The sequence below is a fragment of the Neobacillus sp. YX16 genome (assembly GCF_030123505.1).
GTDB lineage: Bacteria > Bacillota > Bacilli > Bacillales > Cytobacillaceae > Neobacillus.
The window spans coordinates 4,451,210-4,467,412 of sequence record NZ_CP126115.1; the positions used below are offsets into that span (position 1 = coordinate 4,451,210).

The 16,203-nt window shown below is 39.5% G+C and carries 16 protein-coding genes; 5 read left to right on the forward strand and 11 right to left on the reverse strand.

Annotation, left to right across the window (positions count from 1 at the left end; translation table 11 throughout):
* Position 1 precedes the first annotated feature (1 nt).
* A complete protein-coding gene (locus QNH48_RS21955; protein WP_283952008.1) occupies positions 2-961 on the reverse strand; it encodes an MBL fold metallo-hydrolase in 960 nt (319 codons plus the stop codon).
* 468 nt (positions 962-1,429) lie between these two features.
* On the opposite strand from QNH48_RS21955, the gene proC reads away from it, so the two are divergent.
* From proC to namA, 3 genes are read left to right on the forward strand one after another with little or no spacing between them, the layout of a single operon-like run.
* Positions 1,430-2,275 carry a pyrroline-5-carboxylate reductase gene (gene proC, locus QNH48_RS21960; RefSeq protein ID WP_283952009.1) on the forward strand — a complete coding sequence of 282 codons (846 nt, stop codon included), beginning with the start codon at positions 1,430-1,432 and terminating at the stop codon, positions 2,273-2,275.
* A 52-nt stretch (positions 2,276-2,327) separates the two neighbouring features.
* Positions 2,328-3,467, forward strand: a complete 1,140-nt coding sequence (locus QNH48_RS21965; protein WP_283952010.1) for a glycosyltransferase family 2 protein — start codon at positions 2,328-2,330, stop codon at positions 3,465-3,467.
* A 33-nt stretch (positions 3,468-3,500) separates the two neighbouring features.
* Positions 3,501-4,523 (forward strand): NADPH dehydrogenase NamA, encoded by a 1,023-nt coding sequence (gene namA, locus QNH48_RS21970; RefSeq protein ID WP_283952011.1) that lies wholly within the window; start codon positions 3,501-3,503, stop codon positions 4,521-4,523.
* Between the two features lie 83 nt (positions 4,524-4,606).
* On the opposite strand, the gene rnz is transcribed toward namA, so the two are convergent.
* Complete coding sequence (gene rnz, locus QNH48_RS21975; protein ID WP_283952012.1) at positions 4,607-5,530, reverse strand: ribonuclease Z; 924 nt, start codon at positions 5,528-5,530, stop codon at positions 4,607-4,609.
* Positions 5,531-5,728: 198 nt separating this feature from the next.
* Here rnz and zwf point away from each other — a divergent pair, with 198 nt between their 5' ends.
* A complete protein-coding gene (gene zwf / locus QNH48_RS21980; RefSeq protein ID WP_283955849.1) occupies positions 5,729-7,198 on the forward strand; it encodes a glucose-6-phosphate dehydrogenase in 1,470 nt (489 codons plus the stop codon).
* A gap of 42 nt (positions 7,199-7,240) precedes the next feature.
* Here zwf and QNH48_RS21985 read toward each other — a convergent pair whose 3' ends face one another.
* The 4 genes from QNH48_RS21985 to mce form a co-directional block, all read right to left on the reverse strand.
* Positions 7,241-8,518 (reverse strand): DNA polymerase IV, encoded by a 1,278-nt coding sequence (locus QNH48_RS21985; RefSeq protein WP_283952013.1) that lies wholly within the window; start codon positions 8,516-8,518, stop codon positions 7,241-7,243.
* A gap of 76 nt (positions 8,519-8,594) precedes the next feature.
* Positions 8,595-9,716, reverse strand: coding sequence for a tripeptidase T (locus QNH48_RS21990; protein ID WP_283952014.1), 1,122 nt, complete (start codon positions 9,714-9,716; stop codon positions 8,595-8,597).
* A gap of 78 nt (positions 9,717-9,794) precedes the next feature.
* Positions 9,795-11,345 (reverse strand): acyl-CoA carboxylase subunit beta, encoded by a 1,551-nt coding sequence (locus QNH48_RS21995; protein WP_283952015.1) that lies wholly within the window; start codon positions 11,343-11,345, stop codon positions 9,795-9,797.
* 6 nt (positions 11,346-11,351) lie between these two features.
* Positions 11,352-11,756, reverse strand: a complete 405-nt coding sequence (gene mce, locus QNH48_RS22000) for a methylmalonyl-CoA epimerase (RefSeq protein WP_283952016.1) — start codon at positions 11,754-11,756, stop codon at positions 11,352-11,354.
* A 162-nt stretch (positions 11,757-11,918) separates the two neighbouring features.
* On the opposite strand from mce, the gene prli42 reads away from it, so the two are divergent.
* Positions 11,919-12,011: a stressosome-associated protein Prli42 gene (gene prli42 / locus QNH48_RS22005; RefSeq protein ID WP_283952017.1), complete on the forward strand. Its 93-nt coding sequence runs from the start codon at positions 11,919-11,921 to the stop codon at positions 12,009-12,011.
* Positions 12,012-12,057: 46 nt separating this feature from the next.
* Here prli42 and QNH48_RS22010 read toward each other — a convergent pair whose 3' ends face one another.
* The 5 genes from QNH48_RS22010 to QNH48_RS22030 form a co-directional block, all read right to left on the reverse strand.
* Positions 12,058-12,576 (reverse strand): L,D-transpeptidase, encoded by a 519-nt coding sequence (locus QNH48_RS22010; protein WP_283952018.1) that lies wholly within the window; start codon positions 12,574-12,576, stop codon positions 12,058-12,060.
* A gap of 23 nt (positions 12,577-12,599) precedes the next feature.
* A complete protein-coding gene (locus tag QNH48_RS22015) occupies positions 12,600-13,583 on the reverse strand; it encodes an aromatic acid exporter family protein (RefSeq protein ID WP_283952019.1) in 984 nt (327 codons plus the stop codon).
* Positions 13,584-13,642: 59 nt separating this feature from the next.
* A complete protein-coding gene (locus QNH48_RS22020; RefSeq protein ID WP_283952020.1) occupies positions 13,643-14,365 on the reverse strand; it encodes an amino acid ABC transporter ATP-binding protein in 723 nt (240 codons plus the stop codon).
* Complete coding sequence (locus tag QNH48_RS22025) at positions 14,358-15,017, reverse strand: amino acid ABC transporter permease (protein ID WP_095247186.1); 660 nt, start codon at positions 15,015-15,017, stop codon at positions 14,358-14,360. The genes QNH48_RS22020 and QNH48_RS22025 overlap by 8 nt, the downstream gene beginning before the upstream one ends.
* Before the next feature lie 74 nt (positions 15,018-15,091).
* Positions 15,092-15,868: a transporter substrate-binding domain-containing protein gene (locus tag QNH48_RS22030; RefSeq protein ID WP_283952021.1), complete on the reverse strand. Its 777-nt coding sequence runs from the start codon at positions 15,866-15,868 to the stop codon at positions 15,092-15,094.
* Between the last annotated feature and the right edge of the window lie 335 nt (positions 15,869-16,203).

The following is a 16,203-nucleotide window of genomic DNA, read 5'->3' on the forward strand; positions in this document are numbered from 1 at the left end:
CTCACCTAGCTTGATAAAGGACAGGTTGATGATCCTTACTACTAATCTCGCCGATAGAGGCTAAATAGTCAAGTTGTCCCACTGTTTCCGATAACGTCAACATCAATTCGCGCTTGTAAGCAGCCGGAAAAAGAGTTTTGCAAATTTCAAATACGGTTTGCTGATCTTCTTTTAGCCAGTTATTAACCTTCATCGCCCGTTCATGTTGATGTAGAAGTCTTTTTGCAATTAGTTCTCTTAATTGGAAGACTTCCTCCCCATGTCCTGTGTAGACGAACTGAATCGGATACCTCAACAGCTTTTTCATCGAATCATTATGCTGCAGCTGCGGCCTTGGCCTTTCTTTTTCGCCTGGTGCGGGTGCCTCTAAGATAGGATTGGGTGAAATATGCGAGAGAATCAAATCTCCGCCAATAAGAATCCCATCTCTTTCTCGAAAGAGAGCAATTTGACTCTGGGCATGGCCAGGTGTCTCAATGACACTCCATTCCCTTAACCCTGGCGGGACCATTCCTTCGACCAGTTCTCCAGTCAATGAGCGGTTACAGGAATACCTCAACGATTGTCTTATATTTAAAAGAGCAGGAAAATATTCTGGTGGTATTCCAAAATCAAGAAATTGTCTACGAAAAAAATCCTCTTGTTCTTGAAAAAAGGCCTCCGTTGGATTAATCCATTGTTCATTCAATGGATGACCGTAAACCTCTACCTTATCCGATAAAAAATCAAGCATTCCAACGTGATCTGCATGATGATGGGTAATAATCACCTGTTCAATATCATTCGTACTTACATGTAAATCAGCCAGCTGCGCTTTGAATGAATTCCAGGATGCCTTCGTTTTAATACCCGCATCAACCAGTGTCAGACGATCCCCTTTTATTAAATAAGCATTAACATCCCCGATCTTAAAAGGAGTCGGCATGGTCAATTTCGCAATTCCATCCTTCCATTCTGTCATTCAAAAAACCCCTATCGTTATTTTCAAATAGAATGTGAACATTTTTTGACAATTATATATAGTGTAAAGTGTAGCGATTTTCATGGTAAATGTCATTATTTTTGCATATTAAATTTAAAATAAATAAAAAATTCAGAAACTTATCTCTTGACAGACAGACCGTTATCTTGCATAATCACTAGTAAAATTTGATTCATAAATTGCGATGACTAAGACTAGTAAATGAAAAATGGCGAAAGAGAGTGAAGTTCACCGGCTGAAAGACTTCACAGCCCTCTTGATCATTGAACCTTCCTTATGAGCACTTAGGAAAACCTAACGTAAATCCGACGTTACCCGGAATTGAGTGAACCCTTATAGATATTTAGTTTGGGGTAAATGAAGGTGGTACCGCGGAAGCTAGACCTTTCGTCCTTTTTGGATGAAGGGTCTTTTTGTTTTTATAAGAATTTAGAGGAGGCAATATCTATGAAAAAGTTAGCAATGATCGGTGCAGGTTCGATGGCTGAGGCATTTATTTCAGGCATTCTTGAAAATAGTTTGATTGATAGAAAAAATGTTTGGGTTACGAACAATTCAAATGCAGAGAGACTGAAAAAGCTGGGTGATACGTATGGGATTCGTACAACCTACGATTTAAACGAATTGTTTGCAGGAGCTGATATCGTTATATTATCAATGAAGCCTAAGGATGCCGCAACGGCTATTCAATCTATTCGTGAATATCTGAATGAACAAATGCTGGTGGTTTCAGTTTTAGCAGGAGTCTCCATGCGTACGATTGAAACAATTGCGAGATTACCGATTGCAATCGTTAGAGCAATGCCAAATACATCCGCAGCCGTTGGTAAATCAGCTACTGCTGTTGCTGTAAATGAACGGGTTACCCCTCATCAAATAGAATTAATGAAAAATCTTTTTGGAACGGTCGGCTTAACTACTTTTGTTGAAGAAGAACAGCTAGACGCTGTAACAGGACTCTCTGGCAGCGGTCCCGCTTATATTTATTACCTTATTGAAGCAATGGAAAAAAGTGCAGTAGAGGTTGGACTCGATAAGGATATGGCGAGTGAATTAATCGTACAAACGTTAATTGGGGCTGCAGAAATGGTGAAAAACTCGACAAAATCATCTGAGCAGTTACGAAGGGATGTAACAAGCCCAGGCGGAACAACAGAGGCAGGGGTCAAGGTGCTAGAAGAACATCAAGTTCAGCAGGCGTTCATTTCGTGTATTAAGGCTGCAACGGCACAATCAAAAAAAATGGGCGCTGCATTACGTGAACAGCTAGAGGTTACCGAACCAACTTCCTAATTTGTCTCCATTGATTTAAACTAGGATAAAAAAGGCTAGGAAGTGTTACAAGATGCTAACGGTATTATTTTCAATGGGTATCCTGGTCTGGACAGTTTTTCTCATCGACGGATTAATAGGTTTACGAAAATTAGAGGCACTAGAGGCAGAAACTAGCTTAGAAAATGGACCGTTATTGACGGTGATTGTTGCGGCCCGCAATGAAGCTGGGCAAATAAAATCTAGTATCCTCAGCCAATTAGAGCAAACTTACAAAAACGTTGAGTGGATACTCGTCAATGATCGGTCCACGGATTCCACAGGGCTTTTAATGAATGAGCTGCAACAGGAAGATCAGCGGATTTCGGTTATTCATATAGAAGAATTGCCTGAGGACTGGCTAGGAAAAAATAACGCTTTATATAGAGGATTCCTTCAGGCTTCTGGAAAATGGCTATTGTTTACCGATGCAGACGTGAAATTTGAAAAAGAGGCATTTGCAAAGGCATTGAATTATTTTGAACGGCATGGGTTGGATCATTTAACGGCTGCCCCCAATTTGAGTGCGAAGAAGTTTTGGCTAAAATCATTTGTCGCCTTTTTCCTATTTGGATTTTCCTATTTCAAACGACCTTGGGCTGCCAATAACCCAAAGTCAAAGGTTGGTACTGGAATTGGTGCCTTTAACCTGGTTTCAAAAGAAGCATATCAGAGTTTTGGAACACATGAGAGGGTGAAAATGCGACCAGATGACGACTTACAGCTTGGAATGAAAATGAAACAAGCAGGATATCGTCAAAGGATTGTCACAGCACTTAAGCTGATTGAAGTGGAATGGTATGGGAGTTTGCGGGAAGCCTTTATCGGACTAGAAAAGAATACATTTGCCGGATTACATTACCGGGTAAGTATGGTACTTTTTGCAATTTTCGGTGTCTTCATTACCAATATTCTTCCTTTTATTACGATATTTTCTTCCGATAAAATCGTAGCCTTATTAAGCTTAGGAAATATTGTATTAAGCGGTATTCATTATGTACTGGTAATCAAAAAAATGACGTTATTCTCACCTGTTATGTTTCTGGTTTTACCTGTAACAGCCCTGCTGTTTATCTATTCGATCATCCGTGCCAGCCTCTTAACCTTTAAACGCGGCGGTATCATGTGGAGAGGTACTATATATAAATTAAGCGAGTTAAGAAAGAAAGAGTAAGAGTAAAGCACAATTTTTAATAGGAGGCTCATAATGTCAGCTAAATTATTTTCCCCTTTTACCATTAAGGATGTTACATTTAAAAATCGAATTGTTATGGCGCCAATGTGTATGTATTCAAGTCATAACGAAGACGGTCATATTCAGAACTGGCACCGCACGCATTATACTAGCCGCGCTGTTGGGCAAGTTGGATTAATAATCGTTGAAGCAACAGCGGTCACCCCACAGGGCAGGATTTCACCAAGGGATCTTGGAATTTGGAGTGATGACCATATAGCAGGCTTCACAGAACTTATCAGTTTGATGAAGGAGCATGGTGCTAAAACAGGTATCCAGCTTGCTCACGCTGGTAGAAAAGCAAACCTAGAAGGTGACTCCATCGCCCCTTCGGCCTTAGCTTTTAATGAAAAAATGAAAACCCCTAAAGAAATGACCAAAGAAAATATAACCGAAACCATCGAAGCATTTAAAAAGGCTGCTGAACGGGCAGCGAAAGCTGGTTTTGATGTCATTGAGTTACATGGTGCACACGGCTATTTAATTAATGAATTCCTCTCCCCGCTAACAAATAAAAGAACCGATGATTACGGCGGTTCGGCTGAAAATCGGTTTCGCTTCCTTCGTGAGATTATTGAAGCAATCAAAACAGTCTGGAACGGTGTGCTATTTGTCCGCGTATCAGCTAATGACTATCATGAAGAGGGATTAACACCGTTAGATTACGTATTTTTCAGTCAATGGATGAAGGAACAAGGCGTGGATTTAATCGATGTCAGCTCTGGAGGAGCCCTGCCAGGTGCACATATTAATATCTATCCTGGATACCAAGTCCCATTCTCAGAAACCATTAGAAATGGTGCGGAGATTTCTACAGGAGCAGTGGGCTTAATTACAACAGGTGTTCAAGCAGAGGAAATCCTTCAAAATGAGCGTGCTGATTTAGTATTTTTGGCTCGCGAATTATTACGTGATCCTTACTGGCCAAGAACAGCAGCTAAGGAGCTCGGTGTAACCATTGAAGTACCTAAACAATATGTGCTTGGGTGGAAATAACTAGTAAAAGACGGCTTTTTGGCCGTCTTTTTTTGCTGGGTTTATAGGCATCGCGGATATATCTCATTTAACGCTGATATAATTCATTTACTTGGTATATTTATCTCTTTAAAGTCTTCTGCAATGTATGTATTTGCAAAAATCTCCTGGGCTTCCATGACTAGTTCTTGCCAGGCTTGCCGGTCGTAACGTGAACTGATATGTGTCAAACACAACTGTTTACTACCAGCCAGATTTGCCACTTCCGCAGCCTGATGAGTAGTCGAATGAAAATAATCGAAGGCAAGCTTCTCTTCCCCTTTTGAAAAGGTTGCTTCATGGATTAATAAATCCGCATCCCGTGCTAAGGAAATAGCATTTTCGCAGTATCTTGTATCACCAAGAATCGTTATAATCCGTCCCTTTTGAGCCGGACCTAAAAAATCAGAAGGTACGATGACTGTTCCATCTTCAAGCGTAACGGTTTCCCCTCCTTTAATTTTCCGAAAAATTGGTCCGGGCTGTACCCCCGCCTCTACAAGCTTATCCGCTAAAAGCGTCCCAGGCCTGTCCTTCTCAACAATCCGATACCCGTATGAAGGAATGCCATGATCTAAAAGTCTCGCTTCCACGATAAACTGTTCATCTTCAAAAATAACCCCTTCAGCTATTTCTACAATCTTTAGTGGGTATTTTAAATAAGTTTGGCTGACTGAAAGGCTTATCGTAATATATTCTTTCAGTCCTTTTGGTCCGTAAACCGTCACTTCTGATTCTCCGCCTTGAAAAGACCGGCTCGCTAACAACCCAGGAAGACCATAGATATGATCGCCATGAAGGTGGGTAATAAAGATTTTTTCTATTCTGCGCGGTTTTATTGATGTATGTAAGATTTGATGCTGTGTCGCTTCACCCGCATCAAACAACCAAATAGATCCTCGTTCTTCGAGTAATTTTAAGGCAATGGAAGTAACATTTCGTAGTTTAGCGGGTATACCGGCACCCGTTCCTAAAAAAAATATGTCCAAAATTACCCCTCCTTGTCGAATAAAGTTATAAATACTATAGCATATCACTTGCACAAATGCCCTCTATCCGTGGTATTCTCTTTAAAAGGGATTTAGATTTTAATACATGCTTCAGAGGTTTTTTGCTAAATCTAAGTTGAATACATATAAGGAGAGGTAATTACAGTGGAACAATCAAGAAATATGACTTCATTAATCATGATATTTGGTGCAACAGGAGATTTAGCTATTCGAAAGCTCTTTCCCTCCCTTTACCGCTTGTTTCAAAAAGGAAAGTTAGATAAATTTGCAGTCATTGGCGTGGCTAGGAGACCATTATCCACTGAAGATTTTCAAAATTCTGTGAAGGACTCTGTTTTAACCGCTTTAGGAAAAAAGGATAATATCGATGAATTTGCGGCTCACTTTTATTATCAGTCACATGATGTATCAGATTCAAGCTCCTATTTAGCTCTCAAAAGTTTAGCAGAGCAAATTGATGAGAAATACGAGTTAGAAGGAAATCGTATTTTCTATCTTGCGATGGCACCTGAATTTTTTGGTCCAATCGCCTTACATTTAAAATCGGATGGATTGACCGATGTAAAAGGCTACAAAAGACTTGTCATTGAGAAACCATTTGGGCATGATTTGGAATCAGCAAAATTGTTAAACAAACAGATTCGTAAAGCTTTTTCAGAAAGTGAAGTATACCGAATTGATCACTATTTAGGAAAAGAAATGGTAAGAAATATTGAAGTTATTCGTTTTGCAAATGCCATTTTTGAGCCTTTATGGAATAACCGTTATATCTCCAATATTCAAATTACCTCAAGCGAGGTCCTTGGTGTAGAAGAACGGGGTCGTTATTATGAGACAAGCGGGGCTCTCCGGGATATGGTTCAAAACCATATTATGCAAATGGTAGCACTTCTTGCCATGGAACCTCCGATTAAGTTGACAACCGATGAGGTTCGTTCTGAGAAGGTTAGAGTGTTTCGTTCCTTAAGAATGATCAAAGGAGAAAAAATAAATAAATATTTTGTCCGCGGGCAATATGGGTCCGGAATGGTAGAGGATCAACAGGTACCAGAATATCGCGCCGAGCCAATGGTAGATAAAGAGTCAAATACTGAGACCTTCGTGGCCGGGAAGATTATGATTGATAATTTCCGCTGGGCAGGCGTACCTTTTTATATCCGAACTGGAAAAAGAATGACAACAAAATCAACGAAAATTGTTGTTCAGTTTAAGGACATTCCGATGAACCTTTATTATCAGCCGGAGAAACTGTTGAACCCGAATCTGCTTGTCATTCACATTCAGCCTGAAGAAGGAATCACCCTTCATCTCAACGCTAAAAAAGCTGGTGGACACCTGGACGCTCAGGAGGTCAAATTAAGTTTTGCTAACACAGGAATTCATGCAATGAACACACCTGAAGGATATGAAAAGCTCCTATATGATTGCATGCGCGGTGATGCAACCAACTTTACACACTGGGATGAAGTCGCCTATTCTTGGGCCTTTGTCGATAATATTTCTGAAGTATGGGAAAAAACCAAAGCCGATAACTATCCAAATTATGAATCTGGTTCAATGGGACCTAAAGCAGCTGATGAGCTGTTAGAAAAAGACGGATTTTTCTGGTGGCCTGTAGCAGATTTAGATGTAGATATCTGTAAATAATACAAAAAGCTCCGCATTGTTTATCATACAATGGCGGAGCTTTTAATACTCATCCTTCTTTTTTTGCGGGAAGGTGCGAAGAAAATCTTTATTAAAACTTGTTCCCGTTCCAACGTTATCAGCATTGTTGACCTTTCGTGTGCCGGCATTTTCAATGATATTTTTCCCATATTTATCACGTAAAGTGGAAAGTGTTTTAAGTAACGGCTCTTTTTTTGCATCTTTTTCAAATGAAAATAAATCTAGCTGTTTAAAGGCAAGATCATGTTCCACTAAATCATAGCCTGTTATTCCTAATAAACGGACAGGGTTTCCGTTCCACTCCTTGATAAAAATCTGCTTTGACATAGAAGCAATGTCTTCTTTTTGCTGAATAGGATTGGTAAGTTTTTTACTGCGGGTAATGGTTTTTCGATCTTTAAAACGGATCGTAATCCCTAATGTTGTTGCAAGTACATTTTTTCGTTTTAGCCTTACAGAAACGGTTTCAGCCAACAATTCCAATACTCGAAATAACTCTTGTTGGTTGCTTGTATCTTTAGGCAGCGTCGTTGAATTTCCAATACTTTTGAAATCAGAAACCGATTCAGGATCTACAGCTCTATTATCGATTCCATTTGCCCTATCCTTTATGCGGATTCCATTAATACCGAGCAGTGATTTTAACTGAATCTCATTGCCAGAGGCTAATTCTCCAATGGTATGAATGCCAATGGTTGTTAACTTTTCAGCAGTCTTTTTCCCAACACCATGCATCTCACTCGTATTTAGCGGCCACAGAACAGAAGGGATATCACGCTTGCGAAGAATTGTTATGCCCATCGGTTTTTTCATATCTGAAGCAGTCTTTGCCAAAAATTTATTGGGTGCAATTCCAATGCTGCAGGGCAAATCTAGCTGTTCGAGAACTCTTTTTTGAATACTTTGGGCGATTTCAATGGGACTGCCGAGTTCAAAGGAATCAGTTATATCTAGATATCCCTCATCAATGGATACGGGTTCGACCAGTTCGGTATAATTCCTGAGAATCTCAAACATGGCGATTGACGCCGTCCGGTAACGGTCAAAATTAGGCTTTCTTATAATTAACAGAGGACACAGCTTCTTGGCTTCCCACAGCGGCATGGTCGTTTTGACTCCAAATTTTCTTGCTTCATAGCTGCAGGTAATAATTATTCCCCGTCGTTCCTCCACATTTCCGGCAATGGCAACCGGCTTACCCTTTAGTTCGGGGTCATAAGCCATCTCCACCGAAGCATAAAAGCTATTCATATCAACATGTAATATGACTCTACCCTTTTTCGGATACATTTCTTTCACGGCTGACACTTCTCCCTAAATTTTGCTAGCTCTAGTATAGCAAAAGGAGAACCAGTAGGCTCTCCTCGTAATATGATTATTGATTAGAAACTTCTTCGATAATCGCGATAGTCATTTCTGCCAGCTTGTATAATTCTTCAATCGGCATACGTTCATTTGTAGTATGGATATCTTCATAACCCACTGCTAGGTTAACTGTCGGAATGTTGAAGCCCGCAATGACGTTTGCATCGCTTCCGCCGCCGCTATGCTGTAATTCACAGCTGCGGCCAATTTTCGCTGCCGCTTTACGTGCGATTTCAACTACTTGATCGCCTTCGCCAAATTTAAATCCTGGGTACATAACCTCGACTTCAACTTCTGCTTTGCCACCCATTTCAGCAGCTACTGTTTCAAAAGCTACTTTCATTTTAGCAGCTTGTGCCTCCATTTTTTCAGCAATGAGTGAACGGGCTTCTGCTAGAATATCCACACGGTCACAAACGATATTCGTTTGTGTGCCACCTTCGAAGCGGCCGATGTTTGCTGTGGTTTCGGAGTCTATTCTGCCTAATGGCATTCTTGCAATCGATTTTGCTGCAATCGTAATCGCTGAGACTCCTTTTTCTGGTGCAACACCCGCATGAGCGGTTTTTCCGTAAATTACTGCTTTAATTTTAGCTTGGGTCGGAGCGGCAACCACGATATTTCCTACTAAACCATCACTGTCTAATGCATAGCCATACTTTGCCTTCAATAAGGAGGAATCTAGTGCTTTCGCACCTACAAGCCCAGATTCTTCACCGACAGTAATGACAAATTGAATTTGACCATGAGGAATATTTTGTTCCTTTAATACACGAATGGTTTCAAGCATAACAGATAATCCAGTTTTATCATCAGCACCTAAAATCGTTGTTCCATCCGTAACCACATAGCCGTCCTTAATGGATGGCTTAACACCTCGTGCCGGAACGACTGTATCCATATGAGAAGTGAAATAAATAGGATCTACGCCTTCTTTAGTCGCAGCAAGGGTACAAACTAAGTTTCCTGCTCCATGACCTGTTACAGCCGTTGTATCGTCTTCAAACACATCAAGACCTAAATCGGTAAACTTTTGTTTTAGCACTTTCGCAATTTCTGTTTCGAATTTTGTTTCTGAATCAATTTGGACAAGTTCCAAAAATTCATTCAAAAGACGTTCATGATTAATCATCTGAATATAACCCTCCGTTTTATGTACTCACCACTACTAGAGTATACTCCTTCATAAACCTGTCTTCAAATGATTGCTTTAAAGTGGAATATTGCCGTGTTTCTTGAATGGTCTGGATTCTTTTTTATTACGAAGCATTTCTAATGCTTGAATAATTTTTATTCTCGTTTCCCGCGGGTCAATGACATCATCGACCATCCCTCTGCTGGCAGCTACATATGGATTTGCAAACTTTTCTCGATATTCTTCAATCTTTTGCTGCCTTACTTGTTCAGGATTATCACTATTTTGGATTTCTTTCGCAAAAATGATATTGGCAGCACCCTGTGGACCCATTACGGCAATTTCTGCATTTGGCCAAGCATAGACTAAATCTGCTCCAATAGATTTACTATTAAGTGCTACATATGCCCCGCCGTAAGCCTTTCTTAAAATTACCGTCAGCTTTGGAACAGTGGCTTCTGAATAAGCAAATAATATTTTCGCACCATGGCGAATAATCCCCCCATGCTCCTGTTTAACTCCAGGAAAGAAACCTGTTACATCCTCAAATGTAATAATCGGGATATTAAACGAATCACAGGTACGAATAAATCTTGCGGCTTTATCGGATGAATTAATATCAAGACCGCCCGCCATCACTTTTGGCTGGTTGCAAACAAGTCCTACACTCTCGCCTTTAATTCGCGCAAAACCTACGACGATATTTTTCGCAAAGTTTTTTTGAATTTCCATAAAGGAGTCTGCATCACAAACTTGTTCAATTACCTTGCGGACATCATATGGACGGATAGCGTCGAATGGAATAACATCTGTTAAATCAGGACGATAATCATTTTCCTCTTCAACTTCTAATCTTGGAGGTTTTTCTTCATTATTTTGCGGCAGATAGCTTAGAAGTTTACGAACCTCTTCTAAGACTTCCTGCTCAGAAGGAGATTCAAAATGAGCATTTCCACTAATACTATTATGAACATGTGCTCCTCCAAGATCCTCTGCAGAAATTTTCTCACCCGTTACGGTTTCAATTACTTTTGGACCCGTAATAAACATTTGACTTGTTTTTTCAACCATAAAAACAAAATCGGTAATGGCAGGTGAATAAACCGCTCCTCCGGCACATGGACCCATTATGACGGATATTTGCGGAATTACCCCTGAATAAATCGCATTTCGATAAAAAATATGTCCGTAACCATCCAGCGAGACAACACCTTCTTGGATTCGAGCACCACCCGAGTCATTTAAGCCGACAAATGGTGTACCGTTTTTAGCGGCTAAATCCATAACCGTTGCTATTTTTTTTGCATGCATTTCCCCAAGCGCACCGCCAAATACGGTAAAATCTTGTGAAAATAAGTAGATTGGCCGGCCATTTACTTTTCCATAACCAGTAACAACACCGTCACCAGGTCCTTTCTGTTCATCCAAACCAAAGTCATTGGTTCTGTGCTCTATAAATGGACTTAATTCTACGAAAGATCCTTTATCTACTAAAAGCTCTATTCTTTCTCTTGCGGTTAATTTCCCCTTTTCATGCTGTTTATCAATTCTTTCGTCACCGCCACCAAGCTCTACTTCCCGGCGCTTATCATACAATTCATTAATTTTTTCATAGATGTCTATCATATACCCTCATCCCTTCTTTTCGCATAGCTCGACTAATACACCTGATGTTGACTTTGGATGCATGAAGGCAATATGAGCCCCCCCTGCACCAATCCTTGGCTCCTTATCAATCATCCTAATTCCTTTTTCATTCATTTCCTTGATTCTTTCTTCAATTGAATCAACGCCAAGTGCGACATGGTGTATCCCCTCACCACGTTTTTCAATAAATTGGGCAATTGTGCTTTCCTCCGAAGTTGGCTCTAGCAGCTCGAGTTTTGTTTCTCCTGCCTTAAGAAACGCAACTCTAACCTTTTGACTCTCGACTACTTCAATCCCTAGTAATGGCAAATTAAGTACTTCTGTGTAAAAAGGCAGTGAAGTCTCAATCGTTCGAACAGCAATTCCAATGTGATCCACTTTTTTAATCATTTTTACCCCTCTATTTTTCAAAATTATAATAGTTTCGACAATTACCATATTCGCTATAAAATTCATAATTCCTTCCCAAATTGAGATGTTGTTCCATTGTTCATTTGGGCTTTTCCCTGTAAAATAGAAATAATGCTATTTAATATAAAGGGGGAACCCACTTTGTCAAAGAAAACAAGAAAAATTGTTGTCTACTTAATGTTAATCGCTATGTTAGCCTCAACTCTCTTAATCGGGATTGCGCAATTTATTTAATTAAAACAAAACATAGACAAGGGACTGTTCAGGAGAACAGTCCCTTTTATTCTTTATCAATGGCTCCATTTTCTATTCCGAGCTGCTCAAATGTCTTATTCGTTGAAGTGACTAAGATTTTTGTCCCTAATGGAATTAAGGGATACAAGGAGGAAATGACTTCATTCTGTGTACGAATGCAGCCTTGTGAAACATACCTCCCAATGGAAGCAGGCTGATTGGTTCCATGAATTCCGTAGATTCGTCCATCCGTTTCCTCGGCATCAAAGCCAATCCATCTGGAGCCAAGGGGATTTTCAGGATCACCACCTGGAATGTCCTTCCGGCGATAATAGGGATCCTCTGCTTTTATCGTAATCGTAAAAAGTCCTTCTGGAGTTAAATCTTTGGTTTTTCCAGTTCCAACACTCACAACGGTTTGGACCCTATTATCGTCAATTAAAGCCAATTCATTTGTTGTTTTATTGACAATAACGAAAGGATCACCAGGGAGTGGGTTTGGCCCAAGCGGCCAAAGGGGGGAAATAAAAAAAGCAAACAGGATTGGCGATAGTATCTTTATCATAAAATCCACCTGCCATTTTTTCCTTAGTTTGCTTCAAGTTTCCTCGGTTTATTCCATTTTGATGTCTTAAAGGAACTTTTAATGATTAAATATTCATTCATTTCTTTCACTAACTGCAACAGTGCAGCGCGTACTTCAAATTCTTCTCTGGTTTTCGGGAGGTCCATTTCTTCAAATTCCATTTTCATCTCTTTTAATTTTCCTATATAAATATGAGCTGTATTTCCTGGCCGTATATTTTTGGACAGTTCTTCCAGAAATTCAGCAATCATTTTCCCTTGGGGTAATGTAACCGTAAGGGAAGTAACAATTGGTAAAACACGCTCAATAATTTCAAATTGCTTTTCTCTCATTTTAAAATAATGAAAATAGTCATCTTCATCCCTTAAAAAGTGGTTTTCTACCTCTCGAAAGGCAAATGATTTTGCTTCTTCTAGTAATTTAGCTGTTTCCGTAATTTCTTGTCCGGACCAATCACTTTCCCCTGTTCTTAAAAATTTGACCATTTCACAAAAAATGACTTTAAAATTATCCTCTAATTTCAATTGATATTGTTTTAATCTATTATCTGCACTTGGCATATAGAGATTAATAATGAGTGCTACTCCAATTCCGATAATAATAACACCCAGCTCATTAATAAAAAGACCTACAGATAAATGGTTAGCCATATAGATATGTAAAATAATTACACTACTCGTAACAATTCCATCGTTAGCTTTGAACATGACAACAGTTGGGATAAAGAATAATAGCATAATTCCAATTACGATCGGATGGTATCCGATAACCTCGAAAAATAGACTTGAAAATGCCATAGCTATAACACAAGCTAAAAATCGATCCCAAGAAGCACGTACAGATTTTCTTTTCGTTACCTTTATACACAAAATAGTTAAGATTCCCGCTGAGGCAAAGTTGTCTAAACCTAACTGTTGTGCAAGTAAGATAGAGATAGCAGTTCCTAGAGCGGTTTTTATCGTCCGATAGCCAATTCGATATTTCATAGCATTTCTCCTCAAATAAAAAAAGATGATCTAAATAGACCATCTTTAGCTTATCCTTATTAGAGCATTTTTTGCAAGAAATCTTGTGCACGCTTGCTCTTTGGGTTTGTAAAAAATTCTTGCGGTTTTGCATCTTCGACTAGGACTCCACCATCTAGGAATAGGACTCGATCCGCCACTTCGCGGGCAAAACCCATTTCATGAGTCACAATCGCCATCGTCATCCCAGTGTGAGCTAGGGATTTCATTACTTCAAGTACTTCTTTCACCATTTCTGGATCAAGCGCTGAGGTTGGTTCATCAAAAAGCATAACGTCCGGCTCCATTGCCAATGCTCTTGCAATGGCAACACGCTGCTTTTGCCCACCAGATAATCTTGTCGGATATTCATTTGCTTTTTCTGCTAATCCTACTCTATCTAACAAATCAAAAGCTATCTTTTCTGCCTCAGTCTTTGCTAACCCTTTTACCTTAACCGGTGCATAGGTGAGATTCTGCAAAACGGTTTTATGCGGGAATAAATGGAAATGTTGAAAAACCATACCAACGTTTTGCCGCACCTTCATAATATTAGTCTTTTTATCTGTAACATCCTGTCCGCCTACAAATATTTTTCCGCCCGTTGGGTTTTCAAGAAGATTCATACAGCGAAGGAAGGTTGACTTTCCTGAACCGGATGGTCCAATAATGGCTACAACTTCTCCTGCCTCAATTGTTGTGGTGATTCCCTTTAAAACTTCGAGCTTCCCATAATTTTTATGCAAATCTTCAACCTTAATCACTGCGTCTCATTCTCCTTTCAACCACTTTTCCAAGGAATGTCAAGGTCACGACCATTAAATAATAAATAAGTCCAGCTATTAATAGTGGTTCGAAAAACGAATAATTTTCGGCCCCAACTTGATAGGAGCGGCGCATGATATCCATTACACCAATAGTAGTGACAATCGCAGATTCCTTGGTTAATGTGATAAATTCGTTCATTAAAGCAGGCAAAATATTTTTAAGAGCCTGCGGTAATATGATATCCCACATCATTTTCGAATAAGGGACACCCAGAGCCATTGCAGCTTCCTGCTGACCTTTATCAATTGCCTGAATTCCTGCTCTAATAATCTCAGATATGTAAGCACCAGAATTAAGCGCAAAGGATAGAATCGCAGCTGTATAAGGTTCGATTTGATAACCGATTAACTGTGGTGAACCATAATAGATTAACATCAGCTGTAATACGAGCGGAGTCCCTCGGAAAATTGAGGTGTAGGCGTCAGCCAACCATCCAAGAAATTTATATTTGCTAATTTTAAATAAAGAAAGGATAATTCCTAAAATAAAGCCTATTATCCCTGCCAAAATGACAATTTTAAGGGTAACAAATATTCCCTCTAAAATGTATGGCATTGAAGGAATGAATTGTCCGAAATCTAAGTTCATTCATCTGCCGTCCTCTCTATGTAATGAAATTAGTAAGACGTTCAGAAGACTTTCTGAACGTCTTGGTTGTAGAATTAGTTTTCCCCACCAAACCACTTAACAATCAATTCTTGCAGCTCGCCATTATCTTTCATTTCTTGAAGCTCTTTGTTAAATTCCTCTGTTAAATCACTATCCTTCGGAAATGCAATCGCAGATCCTGCTTCCTCTGGGTCATCGCTGATTGTGAAGCTAGTTAAATCCGCTTCTTTATCAAGATATCCTTTAGCCACTGTATCTTCAATAATGATAGCATCAAAACGGCCGGCTTTCAATTCTTGAATAAGTTCTGGGATTCTGTTACGATTCTCAACTTTTATAGCTACCGTTTCATTAATTTCGTCTGCTTTACCTTCTTGAATAGAACCTAACTGAACGCCAACTGTTTTACCTTTTAAATCTTCTACTGTTGCAATTCCACTGTCTTTTTTAGAGATAACCATGTGCTGCGCTGTATAGTAGATATCACTGAAGTCTACGTTTTTCTTTCTTTTCTCGGTTGGAGTCATACCCGCTAAGACAAAGTCAGCTTGTCCAGATTTAAGTGACTGAACTAAACCGCCAAAATCCATATCTTTCACTTCAACTTCATAGCCAAGTTTTCCAGCAATTGCATTAGCTAAGTCAACATCAAAACCAATAATTTCGTCACTTTTATCTGACTCAATATATTCAAACGGCGCATAATCGGCAGAGGTTGCCATCACTAGTGTCTTTTTATCACCTGTTTTAGCATCTTTACTTTCTCCACAGCCTGCAAGTACACCAACAGCTAAAATCATTATTAATAATAAACCAATTACCTTTTTCATTTGTTTTCCTCCTATAATTTTCTGAAAATTTAAATTTGATTTTAATACTACTTTTACTAACTTTATAGAGTTAAAATTTAATATTTATGCAACGTAATGAATTTTAACACACGATAAAATAATTATGCAAGTATATTTATAAAAATTTATTATTACTTTTTTAAAATAAGGCTGTGTTAAAGGCGACTGTTGATTTTAGAACCTGTTGGTTGGAGCGGAAGGCGCTTGACTCCTGCGGGATGAACGAGCTGAGTGAGACCCCGCAGGTCGGGACGACCGAGGAGGCTCACGGGCGAGCCCGCGGAAAGCATAGCGCCTGGAGCGCAAATCAACAG